General features: G+C 41.0%; 17 protein-coding genes. 5 read left to right on the top strand and 12 right to left on the bottom strand.

Translation table 11 applies throughout. From position 1 onward, the window contains the following. Positions 1–6: 6 nt before the first annotated feature. Together RUMAL_RS03560 and RUMAL_RS03555 are read right to left on the bottom strand one after the other, a co-directional pair. Positions 7–216, bottom strand: a complete 210-nt coding sequence (locus RUMAL_RS03560; protein WP_013497429.1) for a hypothetical protein — start codon at positions 214–216, stop codon at positions 7–9. Between the two features lie 144 nt (positions 217–360). Continuing rightward, positions 361–702, bottom strand: coding sequence for a plasmid mobilization protein (locus RUMAL_RS03555; protein ID WP_013497428.1), 342 nt, complete (start codon positions 700–702; stop codon positions 361–363). Between the two features lie 1,115 nt (positions 703–1,817). Here RUMAL_RS03555 and RUMAL_RS03550 point away from each other — a divergent pair. The 4 genes from RUMAL_RS03550 to RUMAL_RS03535 all read left to right on the top strand — a co-directional run bounded on the left by RUMAL_RS03550 (position 1,818) and on the right by RUMAL_RS03535 (position 4,969). Then, positions 1,818–2,789 carry an AAA family ATPase gene (locus tag RUMAL_RS03550; protein WP_013497427.1) on the top strand — a complete coding sequence of 324 codons (972 nt, stop codon included), beginning with the start codon at positions 1,818–1,820 and terminating at the stop codon, positions 2,787–2,789. 17 nt (positions 2,790–2,806) lie between these two features. Continuing rightward, positions 2,807–3,094, top strand: a complete 288-nt coding sequence (locus tag RUMAL_RS03545) for a MerR family transcriptional regulator (protein ID WP_013497426.1) — start codon at positions 2,807–2,809, stop codon at positions 3,092–3,094. Continuing rightward, positions 3,079–3,672: a CHC2 zinc finger domain-containing protein gene (locus RUMAL_RS03540; protein WP_013497425.1), complete on the top strand. Its 594-nt coding sequence runs from the start codon at positions 3,079–3,081 to the stop codon at positions 3,670–3,672. The genes RUMAL_RS03545 and RUMAL_RS03540 overlap by 16 nt, the downstream gene beginning before the upstream one ends. Before the next feature lie 106 nt (positions 3,673–3,778). Beyond that, entirely contained in the window at positions 3,779–4,969 is a 1,191-nt protein-coding gene (locus RUMAL_RS03535) for a tyrosine-type recombinase/integrase (RefSeq protein ID WP_013497424.1), read from the top strand. Between the two features lie 486 nt (positions 4,970–5,455). Here the strand turns inward: RUMAL_RS03535 and RUMAL_RS03525 are convergent, their stop codons facing one another. From RUMAL_RS03525 to tnpA, 5 genes are all read right to left on the bottom strand, one after another. Further along, positions 5,456–5,995, bottom strand: coding sequence for a hypothetical protein (locus RUMAL_RS03525; RefSeq protein WP_013483890.1), 540 nt, complete (start codon positions 5,993–5,995; stop codon positions 5,456–5,458). Next, positions 5,985–7,073 carry an IS66 family transposase gene (gene tnpC, locus RUMAL_RS03520; RefSeq protein WP_242843407.1) on the bottom strand — a complete coding sequence of 363 codons (1,089 nt, stop codon included), beginning with the start codon at positions 7,071–7,073 and terminating at the stop codon, positions 5,985–5,987. The genes RUMAL_RS03525 and tnpC overlap by 11 nt, the downstream gene beginning before the upstream one ends. Positions 7,074–7,225: 152 nt before the next feature. Further along, positions 7,226–7,498: a hypothetical protein gene (locus tag RUMAL_RS22335; protein WP_043550619.1), complete on the bottom strand. Its 273-nt coding sequence runs from the start codon at positions 7,496–7,498 to the stop codon at positions 7,226–7,228. A 92-nt stretch (positions 7,499–7,590) separates the two neighbouring features. Further along, positions 7,591–7,947, bottom strand: a complete 357-nt coding sequence (gene tnpB, locus RUMAL_RS03510) for an IS66 family insertion sequence element accessory protein TnpB (RefSeq protein WP_013483393.1) — start codon at positions 7,945–7,947, stop codon at positions 7,591–7,593. Continuing rightward, positions 7,941–8,258: an IS66 family insertion sequence element accessory protein TnpA gene (gene tnpA, locus RUMAL_RS03505; RefSeq protein WP_013483496.1), complete on the bottom strand. Its 318-nt coding sequence runs from the start codon at positions 8,256–8,258 to the stop codon at positions 7,941–7,943. The genes tnpB and tnpA overlap by 7 nt, the downstream gene beginning before the upstream one ends. A gap of 119 nt (positions 8,259–8,377) precedes the next feature. On the opposite strand from tnpA, the gene RUMAL_RS03500 reads away from it, so the two are divergent. Beyond that, positions 8,378–8,809, top strand: coding sequence for a hypothetical protein (locus RUMAL_RS03500; RefSeq protein ID WP_013497422.1), 432 nt, complete (start codon positions 8,378–8,380; stop codon positions 8,807–8,809). 56 nt (positions 8,810–8,865) lie between these two features. Here the strand turns inward: RUMAL_RS03500 and RUMAL_RS03495 are convergent, their stop codons facing one another. From RUMAL_RS03495 to RUMAL_RS03475, 5 genes are read right to left on the bottom strand one after another with little or no spacing between them, the layout of a single operon-like run. After that, entirely contained in the window at positions 8,866–10,542 is a 1,677-nt protein-coding gene (locus tag RUMAL_RS03495) for an ATP-dependent nuclease (protein ID WP_013497421.1), read from the bottom strand. Positions 10,543–10,555: 13 nt separating this feature from the next. Further along, entirely contained in the window at positions 10,556–11,548 is a 993-nt protein-coding gene (locus RUMAL_RS03490; protein WP_013497420.1) for a restriction endonuclease, read from the bottom strand. Between the two features lie 23 nt (positions 11,549–11,571). Then, complete coding sequence (locus RUMAL_RS03485) at positions 11,572–13,788, bottom strand: AAA family ATPase (protein WP_013497419.1); 2,217 nt, start codon at positions 13,786–13,788, stop codon at positions 11,572–11,574. Between the two features lie 13 nt (positions 13,789–13,801). Then, a complete protein-coding gene (locus tag RUMAL_RS03480) occupies positions 13,802–15,634 on the bottom strand; it encodes an HsdM family class I SAM-dependent methyltransferase (protein ID WP_013497418.1) in 1,833 nt (610 codons plus the stop codon). A gap of 1 nt (position 15,635) precedes the next feature. Next, the gene (locus RUMAL_RS03475; RefSeq protein WP_028504447.1) at positions 15,636–16,367 is read right to left on the bottom strand and encodes a hypothetical protein; all 732 of its coding nucleotides are present in this window, start codon (positions 16,365–16,367) and stop codon (positions 15,636–15,638) included. Positions 16,368–16,423 lie beyond the last annotated feature (56 nt).

The following is a 16,423-nucleotide window of genomic DNA, read 5'->3' as shown; positions in this document are numbered from 1 at the left end:
CTCCTTTCAGTCCTCATCACTGCACTCCTCCAACCCATGTATAAGCTGGATGTAAACACACTCCGCCCGTTCACGTTCCTCGCCTTCGATAGTCATCATCTGTCTGAGAAAGAAGTCCTGTGCTTCTTCACGGTCTTCCCAGACCTCTTTTCTTCCGTTGCAGACAGTAGTTACCCTGCGTGATTTCGGCATTGCCAACTCGGGGATAGTATACATAAAAATCGCCTCCATAAGTTTTATTGTGAATCCATTATATCCGATAAAACTACCGGAGTCCAGAATATCAGAATGATTGTAATAATTCTTGTGAAAGGCGCAGCAAAAAGAGAAATAATACCAGTGCAATGCGCATTGTTTTTCTCAGTGTTTCAACTGTAAATTCTTCCCCTGAAAATAGATCATCGCCTGCCAGATCTGATACATCTTTTCTTTGATCTCTGCGATGTCGCTGTCAAAAGAATTATCATCACGGTCAACGTGACGCAATATCTGATTTATATTGCCGTTAATGTTCGTCGCCAGGCGATAAATTTCACGAAGCTCATCTTCGTTGAAACGAACGATATATCCCTCCAGTATCATCGCTCTCAGGAAGCCGGAAAATGTCTTCATTCCGCTGTTATTGAACTTGCGTCTGAACGCTTCAAGTTCTTCTTCAGTAACTCTGATCTTCAGGAAAATATCACGCTTGCTTTTCTGCATTTTATTCGTCCTTCTTCTCATTAAAAATACCTCTCTTTCTTATGTTGATCATCGGGGTCTGAGGGGTGTCCCTCTCACAAGCTTTGTATGGTGTGTTTTTCAAATTTGTACCCACACCATACCGTGCTTGCTAGGTGTGATCTGCACCCTTCGGGAGCATATTCGTAATGAGCCTTTCGGCTCTTATTTTTTTGAAAAATAATTCATCCCGGCATCAGTCACGGACGCCGTCTAAGAATGCTGATTATTTTCCCCCTCATATATATAGGTAGAAAATTCGCAGATTTGTTGTTGATTTCCGAAAATATTTACAGAATATCATAAAAAAATTTCAGTTCAACATTGCAAGGTTGCAAACATTATAAAAACCTGCAACCTTGCAACCTTCCTTTAGCAAAAAAATTATATCTAACATTTTCAGCTCTTTCGTCATTATGCCGACAGCAAAATCAGCCTTTTCGGGAACAGACTGCCGCAGAAGTTTTCAGAATACTTTATATTACCACATGACACAAGGGACTTTCGGTTTTTGCCCGAAAAAGTTTATTCAGAATACGAATTGATTTTTCTTTTCGGTTGATATAAAATGGTCGATGCAGCCGTTAAGATCTTTCACGAGCAAACAGAAAAAATTTTTTTGAAAAAAATGTCTACCGCCATGTCATTATGACGAAAGCTCTGAAACTTGATTTTTAAGAAAAAATCGTGACTCAAAGTTAAGTGAAGTTATTTGAAGTGATTTGGCGTGAAACAGGGTACCAGATTTCTGTCTACCAAGAGAAAAAATGCCCGGAATCTTTAGGGATAAAACGAGTAGACAAGCGGCTTCGGGTTCGCTATAATAGGTAATACAGCGCTGAAGATTTTTAATCGGCTGCAATAATAAAAGCGCTTTTTAATTCTGCGGAAAAGGAAGTGGTCAGGTTCTGATATCCTGCAGTGCATACCGCACAAAAAAACACGCTGCGGTTTATGCAAACATATGTTTTTATATTTACCTTGGACATATTTTATTATTTGTTGTACGTTTTCGTGCAACTTTCGGGGGTAAAAAGATTGTATACGGAGGGAGGTTTTCAAGCGGTCAGAAATACAACAGGAAAGGGAGTTTTATATTGCACAATGAAATGATATCCAACGAACTCATCTACATGGACAGAGTACAGGCTACGGAAACCAAGTGGCTGTGGTATCCCTACATACCCTTCGGGAAGATAACGGTCATACAGGGTGACCCGGGTGAGGGCAAGACGACACTGATACTGAATGTCGCCGCCCTGCTTACACAGGGTATGTTTCCGCAGTCGCAGGAGAAATGCGAGCCCATGAACGTAATCTACCAGACGGCTGAGGACGAACTTTCCGACACAGTCAAACCGAGACTTCTCAGTGCAGGTGCAGACTGCTCTCATATCATCGTGATAAACGAGAGCGAAAGGAACGTCACCATGTCGGACAAACGTCTTGAAGCAGCCATCGCACATACCGGAGCGAAGCTCGTTATCCTCGACCCTTTGCAGGCATATATCGGGGCGGAAGTTGATATGCACAGAGCCAATGAGATACGCCCCGTTATGAGTCACCTGGGAGCGATCGCAGAGAAGTACGGCTGTGCCATAGTGCTTATCGGTCACATGAACAAGGCAATGGGAATGAAGTCAACATACCGCGGGCTTGGCTCCATCGATATAACAGCCGCCGCACGAAGCGTACTGATAGTGGCAAGGGACAAGGAAAACCCGAATTTCAGAATGATCGCCCACACGAAAAGCAGTCTCGCCCCCGAGGGAAAAACAGTAGCCTTTGAGCTTGACCCTGACAGGGGTTTTTATTTCAGGGGCGAGTATGAGTGCAATATCGATGAGATACTTATGGGCGTAGGTACAAAGTCCAAGGGCAGACAGGCTATGGAGCTTCTGCAGGAGGAGCTGAAAAACGGCGAGATCTCACAGCAGATAATAACCGCCAAAGCGAAATTCTCAAATATCTCGAAGCGAACACTGGACGAAGCAAAGAAAGTCCTTGGTGTGAAGTCGGTCAAACGCAGCGGTCAGTGGTACTGGTCGCTGCCAAAAGCAGAACAGTAATGATGGAGGTAGCATATATGATGAGCAGTATTGAAAAGAAGATCATAGTTGACAATATCTACGAGCTGCTGATACGGCTCGTAAACGATGGTGCCGAGACGCAGCCTGAAAGCCGTGAGACCGCCTCACAGCCTGTGGAGATGCTCACCATCAGGGAATGCACCGAGGTCATACAGGGACTCTCAGAGCATACTGTGAGACAGCTGGTGGCGCAGGAAAAAGTAAAGTCAGTCCGCACCGGTGCAGGCAAGCGGGGAAAGATACTGGTAAACAAAGCTGATCTTATGGCATATTTCCGAAAATAACTGTTTTTGAAGAAGCCAGGCAGGCCGTGGATATGAAGACAGTTGCCCTCGGGTACGGACTGCACATTAACAGGTCGGGTATGTGCCTGTGTCCGTTCCATGCGGAGAAAACGCCCTCGGCTAAGGTCTACCCCCAAAGGCTCCACTGCTTCGGCTGCGGCGAGTCCGCCGATGTGATAAGCTTCACGCAGAAGATGTTCGGGCTGGCAAAGCCCATAGATGCGGTGAAGAAGCTGAACAGCGACTTCGGTCTTAACATAAGCATCGGACAAGCCCCGACTGCGAAAGAAGCGAGCGAATACGTGAAGCGAGCAGAAGAACGCAGGGCTTACGAACAGTGGGAGAAACAGGCGTGGCGAACACTCAATGATTACCTGTGGCTTATGCGTGACTGGCAGGAATATGCACCGCGCTCCCCTGCCGAAAAGCCCGATGAGCGTTTCGTATACAGCCTGCATCACCTGGAATGGGCGGAATACCTGTGCCGTGAGTTCATAGATTACAATAAAGCAGGCAGGTTCTCAATGAAAGGGGTCGTGAAGGATATAGAAAGATTTATGGAAAAGAAGGGAGGATAGCCGCCGGTCTTAACAAGTTCGGACAGCGTGCCTTGACAAAGCCGGTATATTGCGCTACAATTGATATCGGAAAGGTACGCTGTGATATTTCCAGGGAGGAAATTTTATGGCTACTATAAAAAAACGCGGCGACAGCTACTCCATAAGGGTGAGCTGCGGCTATAACAGCAAAGGCAAACAGATGATACAGTCTATGACCTGGAAGCCCGAAACGGGCATGACCAGGAAGCAGATCGAGAAGGAGGTAAACAGGCAGGCTGTCATGTTCGAGGAAGCCTGCAACAAGGGCTATCAGAGCAAGGCGATAAAGTTCGAGGTTTTCGCCGAGCAGTGGTTTGAGGAATACGCAAAGCCGAACCTCAGAAACACCACATACGAGCGTATGCTCCAGCTCAGGGGAAGGATATACCCTGCACTTGGTCACATGAGAATGGACAAGATAACCCCGAGGCAGATACAGGCATTCGTAAATTCTCTTTCAAGAGAGGGAGCCAATGAGCGCACGGGAAAACCTCTCGCACCCAAGACCATAAGGCACAACCTGAGCTTCGTATCCGATGTATTCAGCTACGCCGTAAAAATGGGCGTGGTGAACGACAATCCATGCTCAAAGGTCACACTGCCGAAGAACAATCAGGCAGAAAAGAAGATCTACACGCCCGAACAGGTGCAGAGATTCCTCACACTGCTGAACGATGAGCCTCTGAAGTACCGCACATTCTTCAACCTGATGATATTCAGCGGTTTCCGCCGTGGTGAGATGCTGGGTCTTGAATGGAAAGATGTGGACTTCGAGCATAATATCATCAGCATCCGCAGAACAAGCAACTACACAGGCAGAAAGGGAACGTACACCGATACCACCAAGACAAAGAAATCCCAGAGGACGCTGAAATTTCCGCAGGAGATAATGGATATGCTCCGTGAGTACAAGGACGAACAGGATATGCAGGCTCTCAAATGCGGTGACAAGTGGGTTGAGACCGACAGGCTATACACCAAGTGGAACGGACTGCCCATGCAGAACGGCACACCTTACTTCTGGCTGGGAGAGTTCTGTGAGAAACACGACCTTCCGTTCTATGGATTGCACAGCTTCAGGCACTTGTTCGCATCGCTTCTCGTCAACCAGGGCGTTGACATCGTGACAGTCTCGGGAGCGTTAGGACACTCGACGGTCTCAACAACGAGTAATATTTACTGTCATATGCTCGACGAAGCAAGGGCAAAAGTCTCCGAAGCAGTCAGTGCAGCGCTTGATTTTTCATGCAGTAAAAAAGAGCCGAGAGGTGCCTGACCCCAAGGCTCAAAAATTGTATTTTTCTCTATAAAGAACAAACAAAGAACAAATGGCAATTTCACATAAAAAGCAAAGCTCGGAAACCGCGTATTTACGCTGTTTCCGAGCACTCAAAAGTATGACCCGTACGGGAATTGAAAGTCTCGGCGCACTTTTCGTGACTTGTCGAGATATGCAGAAAATCCCGAAAATACGGCATTTTAGAACAAATCACAAAAGTCCGTTTATCCTGTTTTTCGCTAAGTTTTTGCACCCTTAGCGGACAAATAGCGGACAAAAACCATTCGACATACCCTTGTACTTATTCGTTTTTAACCGATGTGCAGATCATATCAGCGGACAAAATGAGCATATTTTTATGACCGCTCGCTGATACATCTGAACGATAAGTAGGAGGATTTTTTATGAGCAGATACACAGTAAGCGTATAACCCCCCGCATCATAAAAGCAAACAGCCGGGCAGATAACACCCGGCCGTAACATCATATTCTGGCTTTGATTTCTCCATTTCTCTTTGCGTCCATGTATATTTCTTTGAAATCAGCTTTGCTGTTCGGACCGAATATGATCGGCATAACAGATACCAGGCCATCGGAAATGATCGCATTTTTAAATGGCAGAAGCGCTGCATCAAGCAAAGTTGGCATCGGTGCATTTCTCAGCATTTCCTCCCAACTGCTGACAATGCCGTTTACAAGAAAAACAGAATTGTCATCGATCGATATAAATACCGATCCCTTTTTCCAATGTCGCTCAATGATAAATCTGCCGGTGATGCACCCTTTCCAGCTTTTAAGTATCTCCATGTGTTCTTCGGGCAGATCCGATCGCTCAAGATAATCATCAATGATCCATGTCCGTTCCCATAAAAAGTGGGCAACCTCCGCAGCGTCCTGTGGGTCGATCATTCCTTGCCCGAAATAATCTTCCTCAGGAAGTATATGATATTCTCTGTTCACATAGTCAAGCAGTGGAAAAAACAGTTCATAAAACAGCTTTGCATCTTCATTACTAAGTTTCATTTTCTTCCCTCCATGGTAATAATATCGTCCCCGCAGGCTGTGAAAACAGCTCGGTCAGGTATTTCTCAGCATCAACACCGTTCGCCTGTGCAGTTGAAATGATCGAATACAGCGTTGCACTTGATCTGGCTCCGTTTGCTGTATTTGAAAACAGCCAATTTTTTCGGCCTAACGCAAACGGTCTTATTGCGTTTTCGGCTCTGTTGTTGTCGATAGGCACGTCTCCGTTTTCAAGAAACGTGTAAAGATATTTCCGTTCATTCAACGCATATCTTACTGCATCTGTCAGCTTGCCCTTACCACTGACCTGAACATTTTCAAGCCACGCAAAAAACTCGTCAAGCAAAGGCTTTACCTTCACAAGGCGCTGTTTATATCTGTATTCTGTGGAGCTGTCGGCAAGCAGATTTTCTTCGTGATATATCTTGTTGAAATATTCTACTGCCTTTGCCGCAACAGAAGTGCTGTGCAGCTTTTGGTCGTTCGGAAGAGCCTGAATAAAACCACGCCTTGCATGAGTCATACAGCCGCATCGCTTAGCACCCTCGACTGCATTGTAGGCATCGTATCCGTCACAGATAAGATAGCCGATAAATCCTTTCAGGAAATTCGAGGCGTGCTCACCCTTTCGTGTCGGCTGATAATCGAAAATGATGATGCTCCTGTCATTCATTTTGCCGTTGCAGTAGACCCACATTCTTGATGTCGTGGTAGGCTTTCGGCCTTCCTCGCGAAGCACCTGAACGGTCGTTTCATCGGCATGGATCATCTGCCCTGCGATAAGCATCTCATGCATTTTCTCCACAATCGGCAAACACCATTTTTCGGCAGCAGTGCCTACCCAATTAGACATAGTCGCTTTGAGCAGAGGTATGTTTTTGGAATTAAAGTCCTTTTCCTGACGGTGCAGAGGTACTGACTTTGCATATTTTTCGTAGATGATATGAGCCAGAAGTTCGGGAGAGCAATAGCTTCCCGGGATCATAGCGTGAGGATATGGCGCACGGATGATATGACAAGGTTCGTCCCTTTCTTCGGGCTTTTCTCCGCACTCGGGACACTTGTACTTATGTACTATATGCCTGCGGATATGATATTTTGGCGGCGTAAATATAAGTTCATCGTAAGCCTTTTTCGGGAGTCAGTTCTTCCATTTCGGCGCCGCATATTTCGCATACCGGGTTGTCAATTTTGTGATGTTCTTCTTTTACAGGCAGATTGTTCATCCATTCATCGTGAGTGCGTTTTTTCTTGCGCTTGTGTTCGGGAACAGTAATTGTTTCGGCAGATTTTAGCTGCGGATTTTTCTTCATTGTTTCCGAACATGGAAAGCTGAACACCGAACTCCTTTTCCATAACAACAGATGTCTGCTCTGTTTTTCTTCCGAATATCTGCTTTCTGAACCACGCTAACTGCTGATTGGCAAGTGCTAGTTCTTCCTTGAGAACAGCGTTTTCATTACGGAGCGATACAATTTCCGATGTCATATTTGGTTCGGACATAAAGCACCCCTCCGTTCGTGATGATACTTTAATGATACCACGAAAAGAGGGGCTTTTCAAGCACATATTCTGAATATTCGGTAAGTATTGCCTTAATACAGCGCCCCCGGCTTTCCCTCACGGATAGCCTTCGGCTGCTCTATTTTCAAGCCTTCCAGAAGCCAGCGAATTTGCTGAGATGTGAGCATTACTGCTTCGGTCTCACTGCGCGGCCACTGGAATCTTCCGTTGTCAAGGCGCTTGTACAACAGCAGAAAACCATCGCCCTCCCACAGCAGACCTTTGATGCGGTCACAACGTCTGCCGCAGAACAAAAACAATGCTTTCGAGAACGGGTCAAGTCGAAGCTGAGCCTGAACGATAGTCGCAAGTCCGTCTATCCCGCGTCGAAGGTCGGTGTATCCCGTAACAAGATAGACCTGTGCGTCCGCTGCCAGATCATTCAGCATAGCTCATGCACCAAAGCGGTCAGAGTGTCCGCAGATATATCTGCCGGAAGAGATATTTGAAGTCCGTTTTTCTCAATGCGGATATTTTCGTTTGAGCAAGGAACTGATACAGGAACGATGGTCGGAGAATTTTCGATATACTTTTCACGAACTTTTCTTAGGCGGTTGTAATACGTGTTTGGCTTGATCCCTTTTTCTTTGCACCATTCCCGGATCGTCAGACCGCTTGCCTGCTGTGCTTTGATCTGCGCAGACCATTCCTGAAGCTGCATTTCTTTTTTGATTGTTGTGATGGATGTTGTTTTGTCCATACCTGTTACCTCCTTGTCTAATCGTCTCCAATGAACTCCATGGATCAATTTGGATTATTCAATTTACTTCATGGTGTTCCTTGGAGTTTATTATACTTTATTAGACTTCGGTGGGGTAGGTGCTGGGGGTTATACGCTTACGATACACAAGTGAGCAGACCGCATACAACCCACTGAAAAAGAAATACGTTCCACTGTGGAGACTGGACACCAATACCGTGACCGTCACACACTTCAATGCCGATACGCAGTCCGAGGAGAGCAAGACCTACAACACCGACTTCATCAGGTATCATCTTCACTATTCCGACAGCAAATGCCCTGACAGGCTTAGCAGGCTCGTTAATGAGGGGAAAATCATACAGTACCTTGATGATATGGAACTGAAAGTCAGTGAAGCTATCTCCCGCCAGGTGGAGCTTTGGAAGCAGACTGACAGTTGTTATCAGAAAGCTGCCCTCAGCGGTGATGCCGAGAAGATGCTTGGTCTCGAAAACTGCTTCATCAGTATGGCGAGAGAGGCGGTGTTTGAGTGTATGCTTTATACCTGAGAATTATCGGCTGTGCCTTCGGGTGCAGCCGTTGTTTTTATTTTGAAAATATACGATTATTCTTTTGAATTCCAATGTTTGATCATATTGCTCAATTCAATAATCTTACTTTTTAAATCAAGAATATTATTTGTATCATCTGCAGTTATTGAACCTATTACTTTGTGAGCAAAATTAACTTTATCAAACTTTGATTTACCGATAACTTTTTTTATGTAGTCCGGGAACAACTCATTTCTGCCACATTGTTTTGAGAGGTTACTATTATAAGCAGCGTTTATTGCCTGATAGGGAATATAATTCTCTATTTCTTTTCCTTGTGTTATCCAACAAAACATACCAACTGACTTGAATTCATCTTTAATTCTTTGCTTAGTCACATTGATACCTTTTCTTTTACCACATACATCACTGTCAATCACAATGGCAGAATTTCTGTTCGTAGAAAGAATATTGATAAGATTATCATCTTGGCTATCCGGATTTGCAGTGAAATGTGATAAGATGCGACCGCCATAGTATAGAAATTGATAATCTATACCTTCAACAAGTTCACTATCACCCCATAATTCAAGCCAATGCTTAATATAAACTTTATCAGATGGTCCTTCGACCCATATTATACCGTTAGCCTGGAATAGATCACTTGCCCTCACATCAAGGTCTTGCAGTATTTCGCACTTTGTGATATAATCTTCAACTTTGTTAATTGAAGACTTACCTTTTTCTTTAATAACATGATATAACTGAGCTTCTTTCTTATCAGAAAACATATTAATTGCAACATGGGAATGTGTCGTTAATAATATGGTAGTATCATTTTCAATACTGAAATGATATAGGTATTCAAATAACCTTCGTTGCAAAGCTGGGTGAAGATTGTTTTCAAGTTCCTCAAAAGAAAAAACGATGTTTTTATAGTTTATGTTCTGAGAATTAGCTGTACTGCCTATTATGCAAGGCATAACTAAAATATTCAATAAAACGAGTATAATGGTTTTTAATCCACTTCCCATTTGGGATAATGGAAATCTGTTGTCATTTTCATAAAGAAAAACTTCCCATTCTTCATTCTTTTCTTTTTGAATTGAAATATTATCATATTTTGAATCAGGATACATAATCTGATTAAGGGCATTCAAAACGTCTACACGGACAAGTCTTTCATCACAATTTGCATAGTTTAAAACATGGAGAATCACATTTGTGGCACCTGAACCGTTTTCTAACAGAAATATTTTTTTATCTTCTTGTTCTGGTAAGATGTTTCTTTCTGCATTTAATCTATAATGCTTTATTTCACATACTTTTCTATTAAAATCATCAACAATTGTATCAACGCTTAATTCATTCTGAAAGAAAATAGTTTTATTTCCATCATAATAAAACTCTCTATTTTTAGAATTATCAGCGAATCCTGACTTCATATTAAGACTAATTATCTTACCTATAAATTGACCCTTGTCTGGACGTATCATTGAGGTTTTACTATAATTGGATTTGCTCATCATCAAATCGTAATCTTTGTCTTTCATTCGATAATCTATTTGAACTTTGGCATTACCAATACTGATTTTATTATCAACTAAAGATTGCAACACGTCGATGCAACTTGATTTTCCACAATTGTTTTTTCCAATGAATACATTTATGTTTTTGAGACTGGAGATATATGAGTAATCTTCAAATGACTTGTAATTCTTGAATTTTAATACTTCATATTCTGGAAACATATTTCCTCCATAGTTATTCGATTGCATTTATTACCGGTATATAAACCATCTTCAACGGTATCATCTTCCTGTATTTCTCGCTAAGGCTGTCATAATATTTCAATATCAGATCGACCAACTCTTTACCGTTAATACCACGGATAATCGGTGTATTGTCGAGGTATTTCTGTGCCTTTTTAGTGTAGTTTGAGAGCGTCACAAACAGACCATAATCACCCTCACGCATAGCACCTTTCAGTGACTGTATAGTTGTCTCCTTAATATCACCGTCCTGGCTCTTGACCTGAACAAGTATCCTCGGCGGAAGCTCGTCTTTATAGGCTGTAATATCAATACCGCTGTCACCGCCGTGTGGGGAAATGGTTGTCCTATATCCCATAGCACTCAAAAGATCAGCCACAAATTCTTCAAGGTCATAGCCTTTAAGATTTCGGCTCAGTTCTTTAAGAATGTAGTCTCTTGTGTTTTCGATGATCTCGTCTGCCGTTGCAGCAACAGTTTCATCATCGGCGGTATCTGCTGAAACAGTACCCTTGAAGTTCTTGTCTAAAGCTGCAAGGAATTCGTCAGCATAATTCTTGACTGAAAAGAAAGATAATGCCGAACCAATCTCATACAACGCTCCTTGTGAAAAAGCAGTCCTCGGTAAGTGCTTCAACCATTTTACTTTACGCTGCTGAACGTAACTTTCCGTATCAGGTTCGTATATGTAGTTGCTCTCAACAGTTCCGATATTGATCTCTCTGTTGATCTTTGACGGGAATACAATGTAGTCACCAATCTGAACTTCATGGGCAAATCGGTATAGCATACCTGCACTGGTTGCAATTCCCATTTTCTTAGCATCAGGATATGTCTCAGTGTATTTTTTCTTGAATGCGTCACGGTCCGGAGCGATCTTGCTAAGGTCACCAATTTCATTCCAACCGATAGCTACAACGTTTTCTTTCAAGAACAGATTATCATCAAGGGTATGGATTCCCCATACTCGTTTTTCTTCTGACATGGTTAAACACCTCACCTTTTTGATTATGCTTTATCATCAATACCCATCATCATATTATATTGGGCAATATGCCCTGAAATATCAAACACTTCTTTGAAAACTGTTTTGTATTTTTCAATTGAATCTGAATAACTATCAATGTACAAATCATCAGGAATTGAATGTGAACCATCGTTTATCCAATAGAACAATGATTCACAGATCTGCTGTTCTTCAATAGTCTGAAACTTCTTTTTTATATGGTCGTATTTCCGATTTCCAAGCATACCAAAATAGTTTTCAATAATACGCCGCATTGTATTTTGAATTGTAATAAAAGATGAAGTGTTAGTATCTCTTAATTCACGCCAAAGAAGTTCATACGAAGTGTGAATGGGATTGTTATGCTTATACGTAATTATTCTTGAAACGGACTCGTCTTTATGCAATATCCAATAACTTACATCGTTTGAGTTATCAATTTTACCGTCAACAAAAGAAGCTTCTTTATGAAAGAACACATTATGCGTAAAAATGAATATCTGTTTTATATTTGAGTCGCCTTTTTTGACATCACATACTAATGATTTCACCAAGCAACTGACAATATATAGAATTGTACTATCCAAGCTACAAATAGGATCGTCTATTATCAATATTTTTTCAGTAGAAACTCTTGATATGTCTGTAGCACCTTTAGTAAGTTGTAAAAAATACAAAAAGGATATGAATGTTTCTTCGCCTTCACTCAGTGTGTTACTTGCCAATGATCCGTCAGGACGTTGAATCTGATAACAATTATCTTTTGTAGGCGAAGGAACAATCTTGAAATTATTAAAGCCATACGCATTAAGCAATCTGTTTATCTCATCAACTGTGGGTTGGACACTTGATATGTTTTTGTTTTTTTCTATTATTTGTTTTTCTTTTTCATCGATTTCTTTCTCATAACTGTCGATGGAACTACTAATCCCTGTTATTGCTTTATCATAGTTTTTATAGTCTTTTAAGTATCCTGAAATTAGTGCTTCTTGCTCATCAAGGAGAAAAGTCCATATTTCTGCTATAAGGTTATTCTTTTCAGTCGCAAAGTTATCAACCATAGTGTTATGATTCTGAATTGTTTCGTTTCCTGCACTAATCAGTTTTAGAATGGACTCAATATCGGTACGATTTAGCGTCACACTACGGCTGGGTTCTTTAATTTTTTTCTCTATTTCACTCTTATTAGCGTTGATATTTGCTTGCAAAGCATCAATAAGTGTCTTTATTCTTCCAATATCAACCTGTGATACTGAAAAGAATGAATCGTTTGTGAGTATATCTGTCAGTAGTTTGAAAATTCTCTGACTGCACTCTTCATAACTGGTTTGAAAAATAGATAATGTTTGCAAATATGTTTCATATTCTCTGTTGAAGAATTGTTCTAATTGTGATTTTAATGCATCAGTTATTGTGTCTTGCTGACAGAAAGGACATTTACAATCATCGCCTAAATATTTCATACCATTTTGCACCCAGTCTGAGTTGCCCAAATGAGAAATCAATGCTGCTATCGGAACATCTTGATTTCCAACAATATGCTTAGCCCAAAGATCAGATGTTTCCACAGAATGTAATTCTTCGAGAATATCTTTATATTCTAATTTTAACAGATCGTGCTTTTCTGGCTTTTCAGCAAATAGGGTTGACGCTTTTTTCAGAAGCTCCTCTCGTGAATGTGGAGAAGAATGTCCGTCTTTGTAACGCTTAATCACCTGATTGAAAAAGGTTTTCTTACTTCCTCTATAACCTGCAAATGCTTCCTGAAAATCTGCTTCGTTTTGTTTTAATATGACATTCCAGATCGTATCTTGAAAATCCTGTGTATGTTTCTCTAATTCTTCCTTCTTTTGTTGTAATATAGTCTTTTTCTTTATTACTTCATCTGATAATCCCTTTTTTCTCGCTTTCAAAGCATCTATAGCTGTCATATCATCAATTACATCTTTGCCAAGTGTGAAAATACCGTCTATATCACCAGAGAAATTTGTCTCCTTGAAATGTCTGTTATAAACCAACACCTCTAACGGTTGATTGAATTCCCATTCCACATTACAATCTGCATATTTGGGTTCTGTTATATCTTGAAAATAGTTGCTAATGGTTGATTTTCCGCTTCCGTTAGGTCCGTAAACAAAATTAACCTTTGAACACTCAGATAATTCTATGCCACTTTCATCGTATGTGGCACAATTACGCATTTTTATTTTCTTAATCATAATTCTCACCAATTTAGACAATCATCTGTTTACAATGGTATTTTCCCCATACAAATTCATTCAGTTCTTCACTAGTGTGTGATTCCAACAAATATGTCTTTTCTTCTTCAGAAAGCTCAGGTATTGTAAAATTCACTATGTAATTCTTCGCAAAAGCCATATATCCCTTAGAGTATGGCTTGCTTGTGTGGAAGATATAATACCAGAACGCTTCTGATTCAAGAAAAACTTTAAGTATTTTCAGTTCCTCAATATCCTCGGAGAGCAAAGCATATCCGCAGTAGAATAACACATCGGGATCTAAGGACATAACAGCGACAGGACTTCCGCTTATATATGGAATTAGAAGTTTCTTGCCAAAGTTATTCATGCCCTGAGTTCTTCCATACGCATACCAGGCAGGATAGTTTCCGTGTCCCTTATCTCTGTTAAGCAATATGGATTTGTATTCGGTAAGAAAATTATATGCTTCGGGAAAAGAAGATTTAAACAATTCCTCATCAATAAGCTGATAAGCATTATCCGTATGCGTGTATGGAAAAATAGCGATTTCCATTTTCTTTTCCAGCTCTGCTTCATTTTTGATGATGTTCGGTTTAGCAACTTTAATACAGAGCTTCTTTTCTATTTTATATGTCTTACCGTCATATTCTCTATAATAATATGTATTGTCTTCTTTTATCGGGGCAAAGAAGTAAATATCATTCTTCAAGGTGGCAAGACCATTACGGATTTTCCAGTTTGATAACGGAGTGCCTGATGATTCAAGCTTATGGATCACCTCATCAATACTGCTCTCTCTCATTCTCCACGGTTTGCCATCAGGGAAGTCAGTAAAATGATACTCAGAGAAAGTATGCTTTTCCAATGTATTGGATTCATTTAACCTGAAATACTTGATAGCATCTGTTTTAACAGACTTGTCTATAAGAGTTATGCAAGTATAGCTTGTAACATTTTCAAAAACCTGACTATCCCTGAAATCAATAATTTCAAGCTGATGCTGTTCAGCAGCAAAATACTTCCTGAGACTTCTTCCGTTTACGCCTTGCAGATAACTGTTTGGTGAGATATAACCAAGCCTGCCGTTATCAGAGAGCAGGTTAATACCTATCTCAAAGAAAGGAATGTACAGATCAACATTACCAATTGATGATGATACCCAATTAGTCAAATGACGTTTTGTGTCTTCACTCATGTTTTTATTACGAACATACGGAGGATTGCCCACTACGCAATCGAAGCCGTTCTTATGCATTTTCTGAAGTTTATCATACGTTTTCTTATCAAGCGTATCTGAACATATAAAATTAAAGCTGCATTTTTCTTCTTCGCCATTCATGAGAACAATTAATGATAGCAAAGACTTGATCCTGTCTATTGCATTGCTGTCTATATCAACACCATAAAGATAAGATGAGATTATATCAGAATACGAAATACTATATCTTTCGTGTATATATTCGGCAGCTGTAACAAGAAAAGCACCACAGCCACATGAAGGATCAAGTACGGTAGGTATATTGTTACAGTTAAGCGTGTGACTGACGATATATTTTGTTATGATCTCAGGAGTGTACACTACGCCTTTTTCCTTCTTTTCGCTTTGAGGAACGAGCATCTCAAAAATAGCGATAAGTTCATTTAATGTCAGCTTACTCTCTGTGATCTGATTGACCTTATCTACAATAGAATAATCAATATCTGATAAGTAGTTCTTCAACCACTGACTCTTATTAGTATCAACAGCGATTTTATCAGCAAAAGAGTAAACCAATGCCTTCTCGATGCTTGTAACATCACCTGATATTTTCAGCAACTTATTTACAAGCTGTTTTATGTTCATATCACTTAACTCCATTCAGAAGGTCGATACGGCTTACCGTTCGTCCCATATTAATAATCTGCTGTCTATCCTGAGCAGTTACTTTGTATAGTTCACAGCAAATATCATCAAGTTCAAACCATAGCTGTCTGAGTTGTCCTGCAATGATTTCTTTGGTATTGAAAGTCGCTGATAAATACTGTTCCTGTAACTCAGAAATCACATCATAATAGTTGGCGAGTGTTGCTACACATTTAGCTTTCTCATTGATTGCATTAATAGGAAAAGGAATAGGCATCAGGAATTGCTTATTAAACTTGTAGTATCCACCACTCTGAGGATTAGCTCCCGATTTGCCAAGAACCGTGAATATTGTTGAATTGATGATGCAAGTGATAGCTTTCATAAGATTGGCGGATGCTCCCTTAATAGTGATGAACCACACATTCGCATTATCCATATACAGACCTTTGTCGTTGATGAATGTTGCGATCGTATCTCTTGCAGTCATCGGAATAATGATCTTATCCACATTATATAGTGTGTGGTTGTGTTCACGGGTAAATCTATGCCACAAATCACCTTCATAGCACTCAACCTGCTCGGTGATCCGCTGTTTATTTGCTGACAGGTATTCAGCTAATAAAGGATATTTCTCTTTAAGCTCCGGAAAAGGAATAATGTCATTGTTTGCCCCTTCATAAGGGAATACGCAGTAAGCATCGGGCTCAACTTTTTTAAGGCAACACCGCACAAATGACCTCTAAAGCAAGACATACCCCAAACAGATATGCCTGCCCAAGATCCTGT

Source organism: Ruminococcus albus 7 = DSM 20455, from assembly GCF_000179635.2.
Classification (GTDB): Bacteria; Bacillota; Clostridia; order Oscillospirales; family Ruminococcaceae; genus Hominimerdicola; species Hominimerdicola alba.
Note: the sequence above shows the minus strand (reverse complement) of the source record. Positions and strands in the feature narration are given on the sequence as shown.